This window comes from Citrobacter sp. S39 (genome assembly GCF_009495675.1).
Classification (GTDB): domain Bacteria; phylum Pseudomonadota; class Gammaproteobacteria; order Enterobacterales; family Enterobacteriaceae; genus Citrobacter; species Citrobacter freundii.
On the sequence record NZ_CP045555.1, the window covers coordinates 1,924,545 to 1,943,723 of the forward strand.

At 52.5% G+C, this 19,179-nt stretch carries 17 protein-coding genes; 9 read left to right on the forward strand and 8 right to left on the reverse strand.

What is annotated here, in order from left to right:
* Positions 1–81: 81 nt before the first annotated feature.
* The 5 genes from GFB57_RS09175 to araE all read left to right on the forward strand — a co-directional run bounded on the left by GFB57_RS09175 (position 82) and on the right by araE (position 6,108).
* Complete coding sequence (locus tag GFB57_RS09175; protein WP_290366964.1) at positions 82–966, forward strand: LysR family transcriptional regulator; 885 nt, start codon at positions 82–84, stop codon at positions 964–966.
* Positions 967–1,068: 102 nt separating this feature from the next.
* The gene (locus GFB57_RS09180) at positions 1,069–2,247 is read left to right on the forward strand and encodes an acetyl-CoA C-acetyltransferase (RefSeq protein WP_003033912.1); all 1,179 of its coding nucleotides are present in this window, start codon (positions 1,069–1,071) and stop codon (positions 2,245–2,247) included.
* 472 nt (positions 2,248–2,719) lie between these two features.
* The gene (gene kduI / locus GFB57_RS09185) at positions 2,720–3,556 is read left to right on the forward strand and encodes a 5-dehydro-4-deoxy-D-glucuronate isomerase (RefSeq protein ID WP_003033918.1); all 837 of its coding nucleotides are present in this window, start codon (positions 2,720–2,722) and stop codon (positions 3,554–3,556) included.
* 56 nt (positions 3,557–3,612) lie between these two features.
* Entirely contained in the window at positions 3,613–4,374 is a 762-nt protein-coding gene (gene kduD / locus GFB57_RS09190) for a 2-dehydro-3-deoxy-D-gluconate 5-dehydrogenase KduD (protein WP_003033923.1), read from the forward strand.
* Positions 4,375–4,689: 315 nt separating this feature from the next.
* Positions 4,690–6,108 carry an arabinose-proton symporter AraE gene (gene araE / locus GFB57_RS09195; protein WP_003033926.1) on the forward strand — a complete coding sequence of 473 codons (1,419 nt, stop codon included), beginning with the start codon at positions 4,690–4,692 and terminating at the stop codon, positions 6,106–6,108.
* A 55-nt stretch (positions 6,109–6,163) separates the two neighbouring features.
* On the opposite strand, the gene GFB57_RS09200 is transcribed toward araE, so the two are convergent.
* Together GFB57_RS09200 and GFB57_RS09205 are read right to left on the reverse strand one after the other, a co-directional pair.
* Positions 6,164–7,051 carry an Rpn family recombination-promoting nuclease/putative transposase gene (locus GFB57_RS09200; RefSeq protein WP_003033929.1) on the reverse strand — a complete coding sequence of 296 codons (888 nt, stop codon included), beginning with the start codon at positions 7,049–7,051 and terminating at the stop codon, positions 6,164–6,166.
* Positions 7,052–7,247: 196 nt separating this feature from the next.
* The gene (locus GFB57_RS09205; RefSeq protein WP_003033932.1) at positions 7,248–7,574 is read right to left on the reverse strand and encodes a cupin domain-containing protein; all 327 of its coding nucleotides are present in this window, start codon (positions 7,572–7,574) and stop codon (positions 7,248–7,250) included.
* Positions 7,575–7,715: 141 nt separating this feature from the next.
* Between GFB57_RS09205 and GFB57_RS09210 the strand changes: the two genes are divergently transcribed.
* On the forward strand, positions 7,716–8,423 hold the full coding sequence (locus GFB57_RS09210; RefSeq protein ID WP_032933518.1) for an aspartate/glutamate racemase: 708 nt from the start codon (positions 7,716–7,718) through the stop codon (positions 8,421–8,423).
* Here GFB57_RS09210 and GFB57_RS09215 read toward each other — a convergent pair.
* On the reverse strand, positions 8,395–9,330 hold the full coding sequence (locus GFB57_RS09215; RefSeq protein WP_003033937.1) for a LysR family transcriptional regulator: 936 nt from the start codon (positions 9,328–9,330) through the stop codon (positions 8,395–8,397). The two genes, GFB57_RS09210 and GFB57_RS09215, sit on opposite strands and share 29 nt — an antisense overlap.
* Positions 9,331–9,448: 118 nt before the next feature.
* Here GFB57_RS09215 and lysA point away from each other — a divergent pair, with 118 nt between their 5' ends.
* The gene (lysA, locus tag GFB57_RS09220) at positions 9,449–10,705 is read left to right on the forward strand and encodes a diaminopimelate decarboxylase (RefSeq protein ID WP_003033941.1); all 1,257 of its coding nucleotides are present in this window, start codon (positions 9,449–9,451) and stop codon (positions 10,703–10,705) included.
* A 107-nt stretch (positions 10,706–10,812) separates the two neighbouring features.
* Here lysA and GFB57_RS09225 read toward each other — a convergent pair whose 3' ends face one another.
* Positions 10,813–11,823, reverse strand: coding sequence for a LacI family DNA-binding transcriptional regulator (locus GFB57_RS09225; RefSeq protein ID WP_003033942.1), 1,011 nt, complete (start codon positions 11,821–11,823; stop codon positions 10,813–10,815).
* 13 nt (positions 11,824–11,836) lie between these two features.
* Positions 11,837–12,865, reverse strand: a complete 1,029-nt coding sequence (gene galR, locus GFB57_RS09230) for an HTH-type transcriptional regulator GalR (protein ID WP_003033945.1) — start codon at positions 12,863–12,865, stop codon at positions 11,837–11,839.
* A 597-nt stretch (positions 12,866–13,462) separates the two neighbouring features.
* Here galR and aas point away from each other — a divergent pair.
* A complete protein-coding gene (aas, locus tag GFB57_RS09235; RefSeq protein WP_003033949.1) occupies positions 13,463–15,622 on the forward strand; it encodes a bifunctional acyl-ACP--phospholipid O-acyltransferase/long-chain-fatty-acid--ACP ligase in 2,160 nt (719 codons plus the stop codon).
* Entirely contained in the window at positions 15,615–16,808 is a 1,194-nt protein-coding gene (gene lplT / locus GFB57_RS09240; RefSeq protein WP_003033951.1) for a lysophospholipid transporter LplT, read from the forward strand. The genes aas and lplT overlap by 8 nt, the downstream gene beginning before the upstream one ends.
* Before the next feature lie 82 nt (positions 16,809–16,890).
* Here the strand turns inward: lplT and GFB57_RS09245 are convergent, their stop codons facing one another.
* The 3 genes from GFB57_RS09245 to GFB57_RS09255 form a co-directional block, all read right to left on the reverse strand.
* Positions 16,891–17,931 carry an NADP(H)-dependent aldo-keto reductase gene (locus GFB57_RS09245; protein WP_003033954.1) on the reverse strand — a complete coding sequence of 347 codons (1,041 nt, stop codon included), beginning with the start codon at positions 17,929–17,931 and terminating at the stop codon, positions 16,891–16,893.
* 106 nt (positions 17,932–18,037) lie between these two features.
* Positions 18,038–18,256: a lipoprotein YgdR gene (gene ygdR, locus GFB57_RS09250; protein WP_000758660.1), complete on the reverse strand. Its 219-nt coding sequence runs from the start codon at positions 18,254–18,256 to the stop codon at positions 18,038–18,040.
* A 144-nt stretch (positions 18,257–18,400) separates the two neighbouring features.
* Positions 18,401–19,114, reverse strand: a complete 714-nt coding sequence (locus tag GFB57_RS09255) for a TerC family protein (RefSeq protein WP_003033961.1) — start codon at positions 19,112–19,114, stop codon at positions 18,401–18,403.
* Positions 19,115–19,179: the final 65 nt, after the last annotated feature.

Below are 19,179 nucleotides of genomic sequence, written 5' to 3' on the forward strand. Positions count from 1 at the left end.
GCCCGGATAACGGAATGGTGGCAATTTTATCGTTTTATGTGATATCTAAAAGATAGTATCCATCGATAAAGTAGATAGTTCATGCGTTACTCTCCTGAAGCGTCAACGGCATTTGTAGAGACCGTTTCCTGCGGCTCATTTTCTGCTGCGGCTCGTCGGCTGCGTAAAAGCCAGTCCACTATCAGTACGGCCATTGCGCATCTGGAAGCCGACCTTGGTTTTGCGCTGTTTGACCGTTCATCGCGCCAGCCAACGCTGACCGAAGAAGGTAAGCGGGTGCTGGGTTATGTGCAGGCGATTCTGACGGCCAGCGAACGACTGGATGAAGCGGCGATTTCGCTGTCGGGTGAAACGGAAGCGCGTCTGACCTTCGTGTTGTCAGACACGCTGCATCCGGATGTGCTGGAAGAGTTGATGGTGCAGTTTGACCGCAAGTTTCCCCATACCGAGTTTGAATGTCTGATTGGCGAAGACGAGGACGTGATCGATCTGCTGCAAAAAGGACGTGCTCAGGTGGGGTTGATCGAAGCGCGGGAGGATTACCCGACCGATATGGGCGTCACGCGCTTGCCGATGCAAACCTGGATGGGATTATACGTGGCGGCATCGCATCCGTTGGCGGCTCAAGAAAAACTGCAGTGGGAGCAGCTACACACCTGGCGCGAGCTGCGTTTGAATACCTATCTAGAAAGCGGGACTAACGTGGCGCGCGGTCCCGTCTGGTCGGCTCCTAACTACCTGTTATTGCTAAGTATGGCTGTTCAGGGATTCGGCTGGTGCGCGCTCCCGTGTGCGCTGGTGGAGGAGTTTGCGGCAGAAAAACCATTGGTTCAATTAAAGCTGCCCGGCTGGCCAAAGGCTATCTCTATCGATCTGTTGTGGAATAAGAAATCACCGCCTGGCGTGGCGGGAAGTTGGCTGCGCGACCATTTACAGCAGAGTGGCGTTCAGATGACCAATAAATGATACGAATTTCCTTTGTGATAAAAATCACCGTTTTTAAACAACCTTGATAACTCTTTTTAACAATCATCTACTATTGCGGTGTTATTTTGCGCTGAGGTGGTGATGAAAGAGGTTGTGATAGTCGGGGCGTTACGGACACCGATTGGCTGCTTCCAGGGGACGCTGGCGCGCCACTCTGCCGTTGAATTAGGCAGCATGGTGGTCAGGGCTTTACTGGAACGCACGGGCGTGGACGTTCATGCTGTGGATGAAGTGATCCTCGGTCAGGTGCTTACCGCAGGTGCCGGGCAGAATCCGGCGCGTCAGTCTGCCATCAATGGTGGGCTACCCAATACCGTTTCCGCCATCACCATTAACGATGTCTGCGGTTCGGGCCTGAAAGCGCTGCATCTGGCGACCCAGGCTATTCAGTGCGGCGAAGCCGACATTGTGATTGCGGGCGGGCAAGAGAATATGAGCCGTGCCCCGCATGTCCTTACCGATAGCCGCACCGGCGCACAGCTGGGGAACAGCCAACTGGTCGACAGCCTGGTACATGACGGTCTGTGGGATGCATTCAACGATTATCACATGGGCGTTACTGCGGAAAACCTGGCGCGAGAATACGGCATTAGCCGCGAATTACAGGATGCCTACGCGCTGCACTCGCAGCACAAAGCGCGGATGGCAATTGATGCTGGACGCTTTAAAGATGAAATCGTGCCGGTGGTAACACAGCGTAATGGGCAATCATTGGTGGTGGATACCGACGAGCAGCCGCGTACCGATGCCAGCGCCGAAGGGCTGGCGCGTCTGGATCCTACCTTTGACAGGCTCGGTTCGGTAACGGCAGGTAACGCGTCATCCATCAATGACGGCGCCGCTGCGGTGATGATGATGAGCGAGGCCAAGGCGCAAGAGTTGAACTTACCTGTACTGGCCCGTATTCGCGCCTTTGCCAGCGTCGGGGTCGACCCTGCGCTCATGGGGATTGCGCCAGTGTATGCGACCCGCCGCTGCCTTGAGCGTGTGGGCTGGCAACTGGCTGATGTTGATCTTATCGAAGCTAATGAGGCCTTCGCCGCGCAGGCATTATCCGTTGGGAAAATGCTGGAGTGGGATGAACGGCGGGTGAATGTTAACGGCGGAGCCATTGCGCTCGGTCATCCGATTGGTGCGTCTGGCTGCCGAATTCTGGTTTCGCTGGTGCATGAAATGGTGAAGCGTCGGGCGCATAAGGGCCTGGCAACGCTGTGTATCGGTGGTGGTCAGGGTGTGGCGCTCGCTATCGAACGAGATTAACGATCTTACATTTACCGTCTTAAACGCCTTTCTACGTGTTTTCCCTGCACCTGTAAAAAAGCCCTCCAGCAGGAGGGCAAGGCCAGTTACAGAAACATACACTCTAAACACAGTCAACTTATCAAAACATTGTTTCATTTCATGTGATTAACTGCGCACTTTGTTAGAAAAGGTGTCTTTTCGACTGATCATCGCGGCTGAATTTTCCATTTTTTATCCCCGCCCCTAATGAATAAATAAATTTATCGTATTGTTATTCAATCATTTTATTAAGGTCCATTTCGCTATTCATACGCGCTAGCGTGATCGCACTTACACTTTTGATAATAAGATGCGAAAAAAAGTGAAACATCGTTTTATTTATAATTGAAAACACATTCAGGGAGGAATATCATGAGTGCATAAGATAAAACGGAACAGCGTTTTGCTATTCGTTTAAGCATTCACGGTCAATTTATCACTGGAGGTAAATGTGGACGTAAGACAAAGCATCCATAGTGCGCATGCGAAAACCCTGGACACTCAGGGGCTGCGTAATGAGTTTTTGGTCGAAAAAGTGTTTGTCGCAGATGAATACACCATGGTCTACAGCCACATCGACCGCATCATTGTTGGCGGCATTATGCCAGTAGCCAAAACCGTCTCTGTGGGTGGCGAAGTCGGCAAACAGCTGGGCGTAACCTATTTCCTCGAACGTCGTGAGCTGGGTGTGATCAATATCGGCGGCCCGGGCACGATTACCGTTGACGGCCAGTGCTATGAAATTGGCCATCGCGACGCGCTGTACGTCGGAAAAGGGGCAAAAGAAGTGGTATTCGCCAGTATTGATACGACAAAACCGGCGAAGTTTTACTACAACTGCGCGCCGGCCCACACGACTTACCCAACTAAGAAAGTCACGCCTGCAGACGTTGCGCCAGTGACGCTGGGCGATAACCTCACCAGTAACCGTCGTACCATCAACAAATACTTTGTGCCGGATGTTCTGGAAACCTGCCAGTTGAGCATGGGTCTGACTGAACTGGCACCGGGTAACCTGTGGAACACCATGCCGTGTCATACCCATGAACGTCGTATGGAAGTCTATTTCTACTTCAATATGGAAGAAGATACCTGCGTCTTCCACATGATGGGGCAGCCTCAGGAAACGCGTCATATTGTGATGCACAACGAGCAGGCGGTGATTTCTCCAAGCTGGTCTATTCACTCCGGTGTCGGCACAAAAGCGTATACGTTCATTTGGGGCATGGTCGGCGAAAACCAGGTCTTTGATGATATGGACCATGTTGCAGTAAAAGATCTGCGCTAGTTGCGGGCGACAGCCGTGCCTGCTGCGGCGGGCATTATAAAAATTAAGGATTTACAATGATTTTGAATGCATTCTCTCTTGAAGGTAAAGTCGCCGTTGTGACCGGTTGTGACACCGGTCTGGGTCAGGGTATGGCGCTGGGCCTGGCGGAAGCGGGCTGCGATATCGTCGGTATCAACATTGTTGAACCGACAGAAACCATCGAACGTGTGACCGCACTGGGCCGCCGTTTTTTAAGCCTGACCGCCGATCTGCGTCAAATCGACGGTATTCCGGCGCTGCTGGAGCGCGCAGTGGCAGAATTCGGCCATATCGATATTCTGGTCAACAACGCGGGTCTTATCCGTCGTGACGATGCGATCGATTTCAGCGAAAAAGACTGGGATGACGTGATGAACCTGAACATTAAGAGCGTGTTCTTTATGTCTCAGGCCGCGGCGAAGCACTTTATCGCCCAGGGTAACGGCGGTAAAATTATCAACATCGCCTCTATGCTTTCCTTCCAGGGCGGGATCCGCGTGCCGTCTTACACCGCGTCTAAAAGCGGCGTAATGGGTGTTACCCGTCTGATGGCGAACGAGTGGGCAAAACATAACATCAACGTCAACGCGATTGCACCGGGTTACATGGCGACGAATAACACTCAACAGCTGCGTGCTGATGAGCAGCGTAGCGCAGAAATCCTCGATCGTATTCCGGCGGGGCGTTGGGGTCTGCCGAGCGACCTGATGGGGCCTGTCGTGTTCCTGGCGTCCAGCGCATCTGACTATATCAACGGCTATACCGTTGCGGTAGACGGCGGCTGGCTGGCGCGTTAATTGCTTTCCAGAGCCAACAAACCCTGCTAAATGGCAGGGTTTTTTTTACTTTTGAATCATTAAAATCCATATTGTGGTTATAAATTATTCCATATTAAATTTCATGTGTATCAATTTATTATTTTTAATATTCTTTAATATCAATAAATTAAATTTAATTGAGTGATTGTCGGTAAATTTTAAAATTGGAATATCCATCACATAACGATGTGGTGTAGCTATTTAATCCATGTTTTTGCCGTTTCCCGCCTGACGCTTCCTGCAAGGGATCCCTTACTTTCAATGGCATGGTTACTCTGTATCTGGCAGGAAAAAATGGTCTCAATAAATAATGATGCTGCTTTAGCGCCGCGCCCAGTGCGCGATACGCGACGTATGAATATGTTTGTTTCTATCTCTGCGGCTGTCGCAGGGTTGTTATTCGGCCTGGACATTGGTGTGATTGCCGGGGCGTTGCCTTTCATCACCGATCACTTTGTGTTGACCAGCCGCCTGCAGGAGTGGGTGGTCAGCAGCATGATGCTGGGCGCGGCAATTGGTGCGCTGTTTAACGGTTGGCTGTCATTCCGCCTGGGACGTAAATACAGTCTGATGGCGGGGGCGATCCTTTTCGTCGTCGGATCTCTGGGCTCGGCGTTTGCCTCCAGCGTAGAAATGCTCATTTTTGCCCGCGTGGTACTGGGCGTTGCGGTGGGGATCGCCTCTTACACCGCACCGCTCTATCTCTCTGAAATGGCAAGCGAAAACGTGCGTGGCAAGATGATCAGTATGTATCAGCTGATGGTGACGTTGGGCATCGTTCTGGCCTTTTTGTCTGATACCGCGTTCAGCTACAGCGGTAACTGGCGCGCTATGCTGGGCGTGCTGGCGCTTCCGGCTGTATTGCTGATTATTCTGGTTGTGTTCCTGCCCAACAGCCCGCGCTGGCTGGCGGAAAAAGGTCGCCACATTGAAGCTGAAGAAGTATTGCGCATGCTGCGCGATACGTCAGAAAAGGCCCGCGATGAGCTGAACGAAATCCGTGAAAGCTTGAAGCTGAAGCAGGGTGGTTGGGCGCTGTTTAAAATTAACCGTAACGTGCGCCGCGCAGTTTTTCTTGGGATGTTACTGCAGGCGATGCAGCAGTTCACCGGGATGAACATCATCATGTATTACGCGCCGCGCATTTTCAAAATGGCGGGTTTTACCACCACAGAGCAGCAGATGATTGCCACGCTGGTGGTTGGCTTAACGTTTATGTTCGCTACCTTTATTGCCGTCTTCACGGTCGACAAAGCAGGACGTAAACCGGCGTTGAAAATTGGGTTCAGCGTAATGGCCATCGGGACGCTGGTGCTCGGATATTGCCTGATGCAGTTTGATAACGGCACGGCTTCCAGTGGACTATCCTGGCTGTCAGTTGGCATGACGATGATGTGTATTGCAGGCTATGCGATGAGCGCCGCGCCGGTGGTGTGGATCCTGTGTTCGGAAATTCAACCGCTGAAATGCCGTGATTTTGGTATTACCTGCTCCACCACCACCAACTGGGTGTCGAACATGATCATTGGCGCAACGTTCCTGACGCTGCTCGATAGCATTGGCGCCGCCGGCACGTTCTGGCTATATACTGCGCTGAACGTCGTGTTTATCGGTATTACGTTCTGGCTGATTCCAGAAACCAAAAACGTCACGCTTGAGCATATCGAACGTAAGCTGATGGCAGGTGAGAAGTTAAGAGATATTGGCGTGTAAGTGAGCAGGGAGCCCGATAGAACAACTGATTATCGGGCTCTCATTACTACTTATTTCAGTGTGGAGCCGCCTGCCTTGCGAGGAGATCCTTAGCAGACAGCCCGGTTATCTTTAGTATAATTTCATGGCTAATACCATTCGCTAACATCATCTGGGCAATGCGTAACGCTTCTTGTTGTTTGGCTTCTTGTTGCAACACTTCCGCAATAGTCATCAGACTTTCCTTTTGCTGTGGTACCCGCTGAGCGACTTCACGGATAAATTTATCTACGTGAGGCGTATTTCCAAACTGCATCATGTAATTAAATAGCGTTTTGAGCTGGCTGTCATTAGCGTATCCCGTAGCCAGCAACGAGACCAGTTGTTCCACTAATCCCATTAAATCACGCTTGCGGATATGTTTTTGCATCAATTCCAGCAGTGCTATACGGCGATGTTGCATAATTTCGTCATCGGGTATTACGGTGATATCTACCAGCGGAAATGTTGCTGAGTATAGCTGTCGTGCCACTATGGGGTCGTCAAACTCATCCAGCCAGCAGAGTGAAAAGGGGTAGGGGCTGAGTGCGCCATGATAAAACAGCATCGGTATCACCAAAGGTAATGTTTTATGGCCAGCATCCAGATGGCGTTGCATTGCGGCCATTGCATAGCGCATTAGCCGAAATGCCATGTGAGCGTCTGGCGAACTCTGATGCTCGATAACAACATAGATATACCCATCGCCTTCATTTGTTTTTAATGACCACAGTACGTCGGAGTAGCTGGCTCGCAGGCTATCCTCAATAAAACTGCCTGATTCCAGTTTTAGTGTTTGCAGATCACATAGCTCCCGCAAGGTTGATGGAAGATAGATATCCAGAAAATCTCTTGCGGTATCAGGATGGTACAAGAACTGTTTGAAGACTGCGTCATGTGGAGTGGATGTTGTCATTTTTGTCATGGCGATCCGTCACCGTTAATTAAGATAACGTGACTGTAATCGCCCACATGGCGAGACGCATCGGGTGATTAATGCTTATGCGAATTGGTATCGAAGGAAAATGCCCCACATTGTAACGTATTCATTTTTAGGGAACTGAGTACGCATTTTAGCGTGTTCTCAAACCGGTCAGTAGCACGGCTTGAGAACAACGAAATTACCCGTGTAGAAAATCTTCGCGTATGGGCGTAAAGGTATCCAGCAGCGTTCCCGGTTTTAAACAGACGCAGCCATGCATAATGTTGGGTTGTTTATACAGGGTATCGCCCGCCCTAACGACATGCTTTTCTTCGCCGATGGTAAATTCAAACTCACCGGACAACACGTAAGTCAGCTGCTCGTGCGGATGATTGTGCATCGGGCCTATCGCGCCTTGCTCGAAGTTCACCTCAACCGCCATCATGTTACCGTCGTGAGCAAGAATGCGCCGGGTAACGCCATTGCCCAGATCGTCAAGCGTGGTCTCTTTATGAAAAATAAACATCCGGCCTTCCTGTAATTAATTAAAACAGTGTTTCATTAAACCTATATCAGAAAATTAAAAAAAGAAATGCACGCCAACAGATGTGGAAAGTTGATCACATCTTTGGTTCACTGGAGAGACAACAACGAGTCAGGGGAAATGATGAAAACGATCGGTCTGTTAGGCGGTATGAGCTGGGAATCTACCATTCCTTATTATCGACTCATTAATGAAGGGGTAAAACAGCGTCTGGGTGGCCTGCATTCTGCGCAGATCCTGCTTCACAGCGTGGATTTTCATGAGATTGAGTTGTGCCAGAGTCGCGGTGAGTGGGATAAAGCAGGCGATATTCTGGCGCAGGCGGCGCTGGGGTTACAGCAGGCGGGTGCGGAAGGGATTGTGCTGTGTACCAACACCATGCACAAGGTTGCTGAGGCGATTGAAAGCGCCTGTGATGTGCCGTTCCTGCATATTGCCGACGCGACGGGGCGGGCGATACAAAAGCAGCAGATGAGCAACGTGGCGCTACTGGGTACGCGCTACACCATGGAACAGGATTTTTACCGCGGTCGTTTACAGACTGAATTTGGCATTAGCACGCTGATTCCTGAAGCTGATGACCGTCAGAAAATAAACCAGATTATTTTCGATGAGCTGTGTCTCGGTGAGTTCAGCGAGGCTTCCCGCGATTATTACCTGGGCGTCATCGACCAACTGGCGAAACAGGGGGCGCAAGGGGTGATATTTGGCTGTACTGAGATTGGTCTGCTGGTTCCCGCCGAGCTAAGCCCACTACCGGTTTTCGACACCGCGGCAATCCATGCGCAAGATGCGGTGGCATTTATGCTTTCGGTTGTGGATGCAAAATAGCCTCCAGCGGGTCAATAAGACTTGGTAGATGGTCCTGCAGATGCGCCGTAAAAGCATCAACCAGCGCCGAGGCGGGGCGATGAAGTGGGTGAATCAGGCTGACCGTAAAGGGTACCGAAATACTGAAGCGGCGGATGACGACCCCGCTACTGGCGTAATCCAGCGCGGTCAGTGGGTTTACCACCGAGATCCCCACGCCTGCCCGCACCATTGCACAAATTGAAGCGGCGCTATGGGTTTCAATCACCATACGGCGCTTCACCTGGTGCTCATTAAACAGGGTATCCAGTAGCTGACGGTAACTGTCGGTCCGTGACAGGCTGATGTAGTTTTCCCCCTGAAAATCCTGCGGCGTTAACACCGCTTTCTTAGTCAGCGGATGCCCCTGGGGCAGCACGCACACTTCATCCAGCGCCAGCAATTCGGTGCGTTTTGTTCCGGCAGGCGTATGCAGCGTTTCCGTTAACCCCAGATCGTGGCGCTGAGCCGACAGCCACTCTTCCAGTAGCGGTGACTCCTGCGGCACTATCTGAATATTGACCTGCGGATAGCGTGCGAGGAATGGCTGCAGTAGTGGCGGTAAAAAGGACTGTGAGAATACCGGCAGGCAAACAATCGACAATTCGCCCTGGCGGAACTCGCGCAGGCTTTCGGCGGCGCTCACAATTCTGTCCAGGCCATACCACGAACGTTGCACCTCTTCAAACAGACGTAACCCTTGCACGGTTGGGTGCAGCCGGCCACGCGTGCGTTCAAACAGCGTTAATCCCAGTACTTTCTCGAATCGGGCCAGTTCCCGACTGACGGTGGGCTGCGAGGTATGTAGCATGCGCGCGGCTTCCGTCAGATTGCCTGCCGTCATGATGGCGTGAAAAATTTCGATGTGTCGCAGGTTAACGGCGGGCATGGGCAATCCTCGAATGAACCAATCCATATCATTTTTGCATAGACTCACGATAAAACGATATTTTTTATTCTTTTCGGGCTGTGGCGTAATCATAAAAAAGCCAATGCCGGAGTACACCATGCCACGCCCACTCAACAACACAGACACTGACCTGACCGCCGACAACCTGCTGCGCCTGCCTGCCGAATTCGGCTGCCCGGTGTGGGTCTATGATGCGCAGATTATACGCGCCCAGATTGCCAAACTGAGTCAGTTTGACGTGGTGCGTTTTGCCCAGAAGGCATGTTCGAATATTCATATTTTGCACCTGATGCGCGAGCAGGGCGTAAAGGTTGATTCCGTCTCGCTTGGCGAAATTGAACGTGCACTAGCGGCAGGTTTTGTACCGGGGAAAGATGAAATCGTCTTTACCGCCGATATGATTGATGAAGCGACGCTTGCGCGGGTGCATGAATTGCGCATTCCGGTAAATGCCGGGTCGGTGGATATGCTGGAACAACTGGGTCAGGTCTCGCCGGGCCATCGCGTGTGGCTACGCGTAAACCCTGGCTTTGGGCATGGACACAGTCAGAAAACCAATACCGGCGGCGAAAACAGCAAGCACGGGATCTGGTATAGCGATCTTCCCGCGGCGCTGGAGGTGATTCAGCGCTACAAGCTGAAGCTGGTGGGGATTCATATGCATATTGGCTCCGGTGTGGACTACGCGCATCTGGAGCAGGTGTGTGGTGCGATGGTGCGTCAGGTAATTGAATTTGATCAGGATCTGGAGGCGATCTCTGCGGGCGGCGGTTTATCAATCCCGTATCGCGAAGGTGAAGAGGCGATCGATACCGATCACTACTTTGGATTGTGGAACGCTGCGCGTGAGCAGATTGCTAAATACCTGGGGCACCCGGTCGCGCTTGAGATAGAGCCGGGTCGTTTTCTGGTCGCGGAAGCCGGCGTGCTGGTAGCACAGGTACGCAGCGTAAAAGAGATGGGTAGCCGTCACTTTGTACTGATCGATGCGGGCTTCAACGATCTGATGCGCCCGGCGATGTACGGCAGCTATCACCATATCTCCGCGCTGGCTGGGGATGGTCGCTCTCTGGAACACACCCCGCAACGGGAAACCGTGGTGGCCGGGCCGCTGTGCGAATCTGGCGACGTGTTTACCCAGCAGGAGGGCGGAAATGTGGAAACCCGTCTGTTGCCTGCGGTGGTGCCGGGTGATTATCTGGTCTTGCATGATACCGGGGCGTACGGCGCGTCTATGTCGTCAAACTACAATAGCCGTCCTCTGCTGCCGGAGGTTTTGTTCGATAACGGCGTGGCGCGGCTGATTCGCCGTCGCCAGACCATTGATGAGCTGTTAGCGCTGGAATTAATCTGATTACAGCGTGGTGAAATGCCGGATGGCGCTACGCTTATCCGGCCTACGAAATTAACTGTGGGCGCTGTTGGCCGGATAAGGCACTTGTGCCACCATCCGGCATTTAATTACTTAAAGTACGGCCCGAGCGTTACTGAGTCACGTAGTACCAGTTTGCCGGTAAACGGCGGGATTGGCTCGACGCTCTCGCCGTTGGCCAGCCGGATAGCCTGGTCGATTGCCGTGGTTATCATGGTATCAATCGGCAGATAAACGGTAGACAGCCCCGGCTCCAGCCATTTGGCGCTGGGTGCATCATCAAAACCAAACAGTGAGACGTCCGTTGGGATCCTCAGCCCGGCCTGATGTAACGCTTTTGATGCGCCTAATGCCATGTCATCGTTACAGGCGAACAATGCGCTGAATTTCACCCCTTCCTCCAGCAGTTCACGACAGGCTTCATAACCTCGCGTCATCGTGGAGTCGCCGTATTTGACCTTGTCGGGATCCCAAGGAATACCGTTTTTTTCCAGCGCTTTACGATACCCCATCAGGCGGGATTTACCGGTCGGGGTATGGCCTGGCACTGTGATACAAGCAATATCGCTATGGCCCTGGGAGATAAGATAATTGACCGCCTGATAGGCCGCGTCTTCCTGTTCAAAGAAAATCGCGCGATCGCGGGCCTGGCTGACATCACGGTTGATGACCAGCAAGGGCATAGCGATGCTGTTCATCAGCGACATTATCTCTTTTTCACTCATATAGCGGGTATAGAGAATAATAGCGTCGCACTGCCTGTCCGCCAGCATTTGCACGGCTTCCTGCTCACGCTCTGGTGTGTCGTGTCCGTCAGTGACGATCAACTGCTTGCCGTGAGATTCCGTCTGGCGTGAAGCCTGTTGCAACAGCCGGCCAAAGTAGAATCCATCAAATGTAGAAACCACCAGACCAATGCTGTTGCTGGTGCGGTTTGCCAAAGATCGCGCTAAAAAATTAGGCCGATAATCAAGTGCCTGCATGGCCTTAAACACTTTCTGGCGCGTGCTCTCTTTTACCTGACCCGTGCCATTCAGTACGCGCGAAACGGTCGCTTTTGAGACGCCTGCGTGTCGTGAAACGTCCAACATCGTAGTCATAACGCTATCCTGGTTAATCGTTTGACGATGAATTCCCCGGCTCTGTCAGCGTCGAAACGGAATGGCGACGCACCAGAGTTGGGTTAAAAACGTGGGTAATTTCAGGCACGGGGCGCTTCTCCGCCAGCGCGAGCGCCAGTTCGGCAGCCTGGGTTGCCATCGTCACGATCGGATAGCGCACCGTGGTCAGACGCGGGCGCACGTAGCGGGAAACCAGCACATCATCAAAACCAATCAGCGAGATTTCTCCCGGTACATCAATGCCGTTATCATTTAATACGCCCATGGCACCAGCCGCCATTGAGTCGTTGTAGCAGGCTACCGCAGTGAAGTTTTTGCCACGACCAAGTAACTCGGTCATCGCCTGTTCACCGCCGCTTTCATCCGGTTCACCAAACGTTACCAGGCGATCGCTGACCGGTATATTGCTCTCTGCCAGCGCGTCGTAATAGCCTTGCAGACGATCTTCCGCATCTGAAATTGTGTGATTGGAGCACAGATAGCCAATGCGTGTATGGCCCTGTTGAATGAGGTGCCGGGTCGCGAGCCATGCGCCGAAACGGTCATCAAGGGCAACGCAGCGTTGTTCGAATCCTGGCAGAATTCGGTTAATTAATACCATGCCGGGGATTTGCTTCATTAGTGATGCCAGCTCAGCATCCGGGATGATTTTTGCGTGGACAACAAGGGCTGCGCAGCGGTGGCGAATGAGCTGTTCAATCGCCTGTCGTTCCTTCTGTTCGTTATGGTAGCCGTTGCCAATCAGCAAAAAATTACCGGTGTTATAGGCCACCTGCTCGACAGCTTTAACCATTGCCCCAAAGAATGGATCGGACACATCACCAACTACCAGACCGATGGTCTCTGTGGATTGTTGTGCCAGCGCACGCGCGTTGGCGTTGGGGTGGTAGCTGAGTGATTCCATTGCACTCGTTACAGCCAGGCGCGATGCTTCGCTGGCTTTAGGGGAATCATTAATCACTCGAGAAACGGTGGCGACTGATACACCTGCTAGTCGGGCTACATCCTTTATGGTCGCCATGATAGTACCTGTTGTGGGTAAACGCTTACATTCCGTCAGTGTTACGGAAAATGGCTGGCTGTTCAAGCAGATTGCCCGTCAGAACGTCGCAAATGTGAGCGCACACGAGCGAAGTAAGACAGAAAATAGAAAATGCTAATTTTTGCTTACACTTTGCGATGTGCTGTTGCGATTGTTCGCTGGTGAGGGAACTGAGCAGATTGCTAGAGTTGAGATCCCAGAGGTATTGATAGGTGAAATCAACTTTCGGGTTGATCACTAGAATTACACCAGCCTGCGCAGATGCGCAGGTTTTTTTTTACCTTCAGCCTATCTGTAACAGTAACCGATAATTTACACAACTCGTTGCATTTGGGTTCATTCCTTTGCGTTTTCGCACTGGCGTATCTGGCTGCTGACGACCACAATCAAGATCCCAGAGGTATTGATTGGTGAGATTATTCGGTACGCACTTCGTACCTGTCTCTTGCACCAACCTGCGCGGATGCGCAGGTTTTTTTTCGAATTGTATTTAACAGTTACCTGTCGCACCTATTCCCCAACTCGTATACTCTCCCACCATTGATGTTTATATAATTAATGGCACAGGGAGTTGAGATGCTATTTGGCTTTTTTCGTAATCTGTTTCGCGTGCTTTTCCGCGTTCGCGTCACGGGCGATGTCAGCGCGCTACAGGGAGAACGCGTTCTAATCACTCCCAACCATGTTTCATTTATAGACGGCATCCTGTTGGCGCTCTTTTTACCGATTCGTCCCGTCTTCGCTGTTTACACCTCGATCAGCCAGCAATGGTATATGCGCTGGCTAACCCCGCTGATTGATTTCGTACCGTTAGATCCAACCAAACCGATGTCGATTAAACATCTGGTTCGTCTGGTCGAACAGGGCCGCCCGGTGGTTATCTTTCCGGAAGGGCGTATTTCGACCACCGGCTCGTTAATGAAAATCTATGACGGTGCCGGGTTTGTCGCCGCTAAGTCGGGAGCGACGGTCGTACCTGTGCGCATTGAGGGCGCAGAGCTTTCCCGCTTTAGCCGCCTGAAAGGTTTGGTTAAACAGCGATTCTTCCCGCGCATCCGCTTACACATCCTACCGCCGACACAACTGCCGATGCCGGAAGCACCGCGAGCTCGCGATCGCCGTAAAATCGCCGGAGAGATGCTGCATCAAATTATGATGGAAGCACGCATGGCGGTTCGTCCGCGTGAGACGCTCTACGAGTCGCTGCTGGCGGCGAAATACCGTTTTGGCGCAGGCAAAAACTGCATTGAAGATATTAATTTCACTCCGGACAGCTACCGCAAACTGCTGACGAAAACGCTGTTTGTCGCGCGTATTCTGGAAAAATACAGCACCGAGGGTGAAAGAATCGGCCTGATGCTGCCAAATGCGGGAATCAGCGCGGCGGTCATTTTTGGCGCCATTGCGCGTCGACGCATTCCAGCCATGATGAACTACACCGCGGGTGTGAAAGGATTAACCAGCGCCATTACTGCGTCTGAAATAAAGACGATCTTCACATCCCGACAGTTTCTCGATAAAGGCAAACTCTGGCATTTACCGGAACAGCTCACCCAGGTGCGTTGGGTGTATCTGGAAGACTTGAAAGCTGATGTGACCTTTAGCGATAAGCTGTGGATTTTCTCACATCTGCTGGCACCGCATCTGGCGCAGGTGAAGCAGCAGCCGGAAGACGCTGCGGTGATCCTCTTTACCTCCGGTTCAGAAGGCCATCCGAAAGGCGTGGTTCACAGTCATAAAAGCATTCTGGCGAACGTTGAGCAGATTAAAACGATTGCCGATTTCACCGCCGATGACCGCTTTATGTCGGCGCTGCCGCTGTTCCACTCCTTTGGGCTAACGGTGGGATTATTCACGCCGCTACTGACTGGCGCAGAAGTGTTTCTTTATCCCAGCCCGCTGCATTACCGCATTGTGCCAGAGCTGGTATACGACCGGAACTGCACCGTGTTGTTTGGTACGTCAACGTTCCTCGGCAACTACGCGCGTTTCGCGCATCCTTACGATTTCCATCGCCTGCGCTATGTGGTTGCGGGAGCGGAAAAACTGCAGGACAGCACAAAGCAACTATGGCAGGAGAAATTTGGCCTGCGTGTCCTTGAGGGCTATGGGGTGACGGAATGTGCGCCGGTGGTGTCGATTAACGTACCGATGGCGGCAAAATCGGGAACGGTAGGGCGCATCTTGCCTGGTATGGATGCTCGACTGTTGGCCGTTCCGGGAATTGAGGACGGTGGGCGTTTACAGCTGAAAGGCCCTAATATTATGAGCGGCTATTTGCGCGTCGAAAAACCTGGGGTGCTGGAGGTGCCAACGGCAGAGAATGCGCAAGGTGAGATTGAGCGCGGCTGGTATGACACCGGAGACATCGTGCGCTTTGATGAAAACGGCTTTGTACAGATTCAGGGGCGCGCTAAGCGTTTTGCTAAAATTGCCGGAGAGATGGTGTCGCTGGAAATGGTTGAGCAACTGGCGTTGGCGGTGTCTGCAGACAAAATGCATGCCACTGCGATCAAGAGTGATGCCAGCAAAGGTGAGGCGCTGGTGCTGTTTACCACCGATAGCGAACTCACGCGTGAAAAACTACAGCAGTATGCGCGGGCGCACGGCGTACCTGAACTCGCCGTACCGCGTGATATACGCCACCTGAAGCAACTCCCATTACTCGGCAGCGGTAAGCCGGATTTTGTTACGCTGAAAAGCTGGGTCGATGAGCCGGAAAAACAACATGAGTGAGTCAGTGCACACTAACACGTCAATCTGGTCCAAAGGGATGATGTCCGTTATCGCCGCGCAGTTTCTGTCGGCGTTTGGCGATAACGCGTTGCTGTTTGCTACGCTGGCGTTGCTGAAGGAGCAATTTTATCCGGACTGGAGCCAGCCTATCCTGCAAATGGTGTTTGTGGGTGCTTACATTCTGTTTGCGCCGTTTGTTGGACAGGTGGCGGATAGCTTTGCCAAAGGCAGAGTGATGATGTTCGCGAACTCCCTGAAACTGCTGGGTGCGGCAAGTATTTGCTTCGGCATTAATCCGTTTCTCGGGTATACGCTAGTGGGGATTGGCGCGGCGGCGTATTCACCGGCCAAGTATGGCATTCTCGGTGAACTGACCACCGGCGACAAACTGGTGAAAGCCAACGGCCTGATGGAAGCTTCCACCATTGCCGCGATTTTGCTCGGTTCTGTCGCCGGCGGCGTTCTGGCCGACTGGCACGTGATTGCCGCGCTTTCTGCCTGTGCGCTGGCCTATGCTGGCGCAGTGGTCGCTAACCTGTATATCCCGAAACTAGCCGCGGCTCGCCCTGGCCAGTCCTGGCATCTGGGGAAAATGACGCGCAGTTTCTTCTGTGCCGCCTCTTCGCTGTGGCGCAACGGTGAAACACGCTTCTCGTTGGTGGGAACCAGCCTTTTTTGGGGGGCGGGCGTTACGCTGCGTTTTCTGCTGGTACTGTGGGTTCCGGTGGCGCTCGGCATCACCGATAACGCCACGCCGACCTATCTCAATGCCATGGTAGCGATCGGGATTGTCGTCGGCGCGGGGGCGGCTGCGAAGCTGGTGACGCTGGAAACTGTGTCGCGCTGTATGCCTGCGGGGATCCTGATCGGCGTCGTGGTGCTGATTTTTTCTCTTCAACATTCGCTGCTTCCGGCCTACGCATTGCTGATGCTTATCGGCGTGTGTGGTGGGTTCTTTGTGGTGCCGCTGAATGCGTTACTGCAGGAGCGGGGTAAGAAAAGCGTCGGCGCAGGTAATGCGATTGCGGTGCAAAACCTGGGTGAAAACAGCGCGATGCTGTTGATGTTGGGTATTTACTCACTGGCGGTGCTGGTGGGGATTCCGGCGGTAGCGATTGGTATTGGGTTCGGTGCGCTGTTTGCGCTGGCGATTGCGGCGCTGTGGATTTGGCAGCGCCGCCATTAGTCTGTTATATGCTGTTGCAACCAGGCCTACAGGGAACGCTGTCTGTAGGCCTGATAAGCGCAGCGCCATCAGGCGCTAACTGTTAAGGTGCAGGATAGGTATACACCTGATGCACCGCTTCAATCTCTGCCAGCACTTCCTCGCTCAACTCCAGATGCAGACTTTCAACGTTGGTTTTTAGCTGCTCCATGGTCGTGGCGCCCAGCAAAGTGCTGGCGACAAACGGCTGACGACGCACGAATGCCAGCGCCATTTGCGCAGGATCCAGATTATGGCGTTTCGCGATATCCACATAGGCCGCAACGGCTTTCTGCGTCTGCTCGCCGCTGTAGCGCGTGAAACGGCTAAACAGCGTATTGCGTGCACCGGCAGGTTTCGCGCCGTTCAGGTATTTCCCGGTTAATGTACCGAAGCCCAGGCAAGAGTAGGCCAGCAGCTCAACGCCTTCATACTGGCTCACTTCTGCCAGTCCAACCTCAAAGCTGCGGTTCAGCAGGCTGTAGGGGTTCTGGATGGTGGCGATGCGTGGCAGATCGTGTTTGTCCGCCAGGTGCAGATAGCGCATCACGCCAAATGCGGTTTCATTAGAAACGCCGATGTAGCGAATTTTCCCGGCGCGCTGAAACTCTGCCAATGCGTCCAGCGTGTCCAATAGGGAAACGACCGGCGCGGAGTCTGTCCAGCTGTAGCCTAACTTACCAAAGCAGTTGGTCGGGCGCTGCGGCCAGTGAACCTGATACAGATCCAGGTAATCGGTTTGCAGTCTTTTCAGGCTGTCGTGCAGCGCTTCACGGATATTTTTACGATCCAGCGCCTGATTCGGGCGGATGCCGCTGTCGTTGTTGCGTGATGGTCCGCTGACCTTAGAAGCGACGATCAGCTTTTCGCGGCTGCCGTGTTTGGCGAGCCAGTTACCTACGTAGGTTTCGGTGAGACCCTGGGTTTCAGGACGCGGCGGTACCGGATACATCTCGGCAACGTCGATCAAATTAATGCCCTGTGCTACGGCATAATCGAGCTGTGCATGTGCGTCGGCTTCGCTGTTTTGTTCACCAAACGTCATTGTGCCCAGCCCCAGTGTACTGACTTCCAGCGAGCTGTGGGGTATACGGTGATATTGCATAGCCGTTTCCTTTTTATAATCACGACATAAGGATTATAAAAATGGCTGAGGGAAGCGAAAAAGGGAAGTAAAATTGTTAAGGCCAGCGCGCTGCTGACCTCAACCATCAGCGTTCAATGATTTGGGACACATCATCGCGGTTAATCTGCATCGCATTGCCCTGCTGGTCGTGATAGCTCACCAGACCGGTATCATCGTCAATTTCTGGTTTTCCATCGGTCAGGATCATTCGACCATCTTTTGTCGCCATTACATAATCGCTGCTGCATCCGGAAACGGCAAAAGCCAGTCCTACGGCGGAAATCAAAACTGCCCATTTTTTCATCTGCTTATCCTCACATGGCCTGCGTCTGACAATAGTTTAGTAATAACGCGAAGTTGTGCAGGGTGAAAGCAGTAAAATCTTAAACTGTGAGAAGGGGTAGGTGTGGTGGGCATTCGCTCCCCTTGCGGGGAGCGATGGATTTCATCAGAGCGGATTTTTTTTATTACGCCACAGATTCAGGGTCTCTACCGCGATAGAGAAGAACATGGCGAAATAGATATATCCTTTCGGAACGTGGACGTCGAAACTTTCCAGAATCAGCGTAAAACCGACCAGAATCAGGAACGAGAGCGCCAGCATTTTTACTGAAGGGTGGCGATCGACAAACTCACCAATTGGGCGAGCAGCAAACATCATCACGCCTACGGCAATCACTACTGCCGCCATCATGATAAACAGATGATCGGACAAACCAACCGCAGTAATCACGGAATCCAGACTGAAGATAATGTCTAACAACATGATCTGCACAATCGCGCCCAGGAAAGAAGATACGCGGGTTTTTAACCCCTCTTCCTCACCTTCAATGGATTCGTGGATCTCCTTGCTGGCTTTCCAGATCAGGAACAATCCCCCCAGCAGAAGGATCAGGTCGCGTGCTGATATTGCCTCGCCAAACAACTCGAATAGCGGGTTTGTCAGTCGCGTTACCCAGGCGATAGAAGCCAGCAGAGCCAGACGCATGATCATCGCCGCCGCCAGCCCAATACGTCGGGCATGATTGCGTTGCGCTGTCGGGAGTTTGGCTACAACCAGAGAAAGGAAAATAATATTGTCGATCCCAAGAACGATCTCCAGCAGCGTCAGTGTACCGAGCGCAAGCCAGGCGTTAGGATCGGTTATCCATGCAAATAACATCGAACAAAGTCCTGCCAAAAAAAAGAAGCGGTAATTATAGGCCCGTAACGCGGCGGGTGAAAGGC

What these genes read in the sequence shown, in the direction of transcription:
- GFB57_RS09175 (WP_290366964.1), top strand. Translation starts at nt 82, where the DNA reads ATGCGTTACTCTCCTGAAGCGTCAACGGCATTTGTAGAGACCGTTTCC.
- GFB57_RS09180 (WP_003033912.1), top strand. Translation starts at nt 1,069, where the DNA reads ATGAAAGAGGTTGTGATAGTCGGGGCGTTACGGACACCGATTGGCTGC.
- kduD (WP_003033923.1), top strand. Translation starts at nt 3,613, where the DNA reads ATGATTTTGAATGCATTCTCTCTTGAAGGTAAAGTCGCCGTTGTGACC.
- araE (WP_003033926.1), top strand. Translation starts at nt 4,690, where the DNA reads ATGGTCTCAATAAATAATGATGCTGCTTTAGCGCCGCGCCCAGTGCGC.
- GFB57_RS09200 (WP_003033929.1), bottom strand. Translation starts at nt 7,051, where the DNA reads ATGACAAAAATGACAACATCCACTCCACATGACGCAGTCTTCAAACAG.
- GFB57_RS09205 (WP_003033932.1), bottom strand. Translation starts at nt 7,574, where the DNA reads ATGTTTATTTTTCATAAAGAGACCACGCTTGACGATCTGGGCAATGGC.
- GFB57_RS09210 (WP_032933518.1), top strand. Translation starts at nt 7,716, where the DNA reads ATGAAAACGATCGGTCTGTTAGGCGGTATGAGCTGGGAATCTACCATT.
- GFB57_RS09215 (WP_003033937.1), bottom strand. Translation starts at nt 9,330, where the DNA reads ATGCCCGCCGTTAACCTGCGACACATCGAAATTTTTCACGCCATCATG.
- lysA (WP_003033941.1), top strand. Translation starts at nt 9,449, where the DNA reads ATGCCACGCCCACTCAACAACACAGACACTGACCTGACCGCCGACAAC.
- GFB57_RS09225 (WP_003033942.1), bottom strand. Translation starts at nt 11,823, where the DNA reads ATGACTACGATGTTGGACGTTTCACGACACGCAGGCGTCTCAAAAGCG.
- galR (WP_003033945.1), bottom strand. Translation starts at nt 12,865, where the DNA reads ATGGCGACCATAAAGGATGTAGCCCGACTAGCAGGTGTATCAGTCGCC.
- aas (WP_003033949.1), top strand. Translation starts at nt 13,463, where the DNA reads ATGCTATTTGGCTTTTTTCGTAATCTGTTTCGCGTGCTTTTCCGCGTT.
- lplT (WP_003033951.1), top strand. Translation starts at nt 15,615, where the DNA reads ATGAGTGAGTCAGTGCACACTAACACGTCAATCTGGTCCAAAGGGATG.
- GFB57_RS09245 (WP_003033954.1), bottom strand. Translation starts at nt 17,931, where the DNA reads ATGCAATATCACCGTATACCCCACAGCTCGCTGGAAGTCAGTACACTG.
- ygdR (WP_000758660.1), bottom strand. Translation starts at nt 18,256, where the DNA reads ATGAAAAAATGGGCAGTTTTGATTTCCGCCGTAGGACTGGCTTTTGCC.
- GFB57_RS09255 (WP_003033961.1), bottom strand. Translation starts at nt 19,114, where the DNA reads ATGTTATTTGCATGGATAACCGATCCTAACGCCTGGCTTGCGCTCGGT.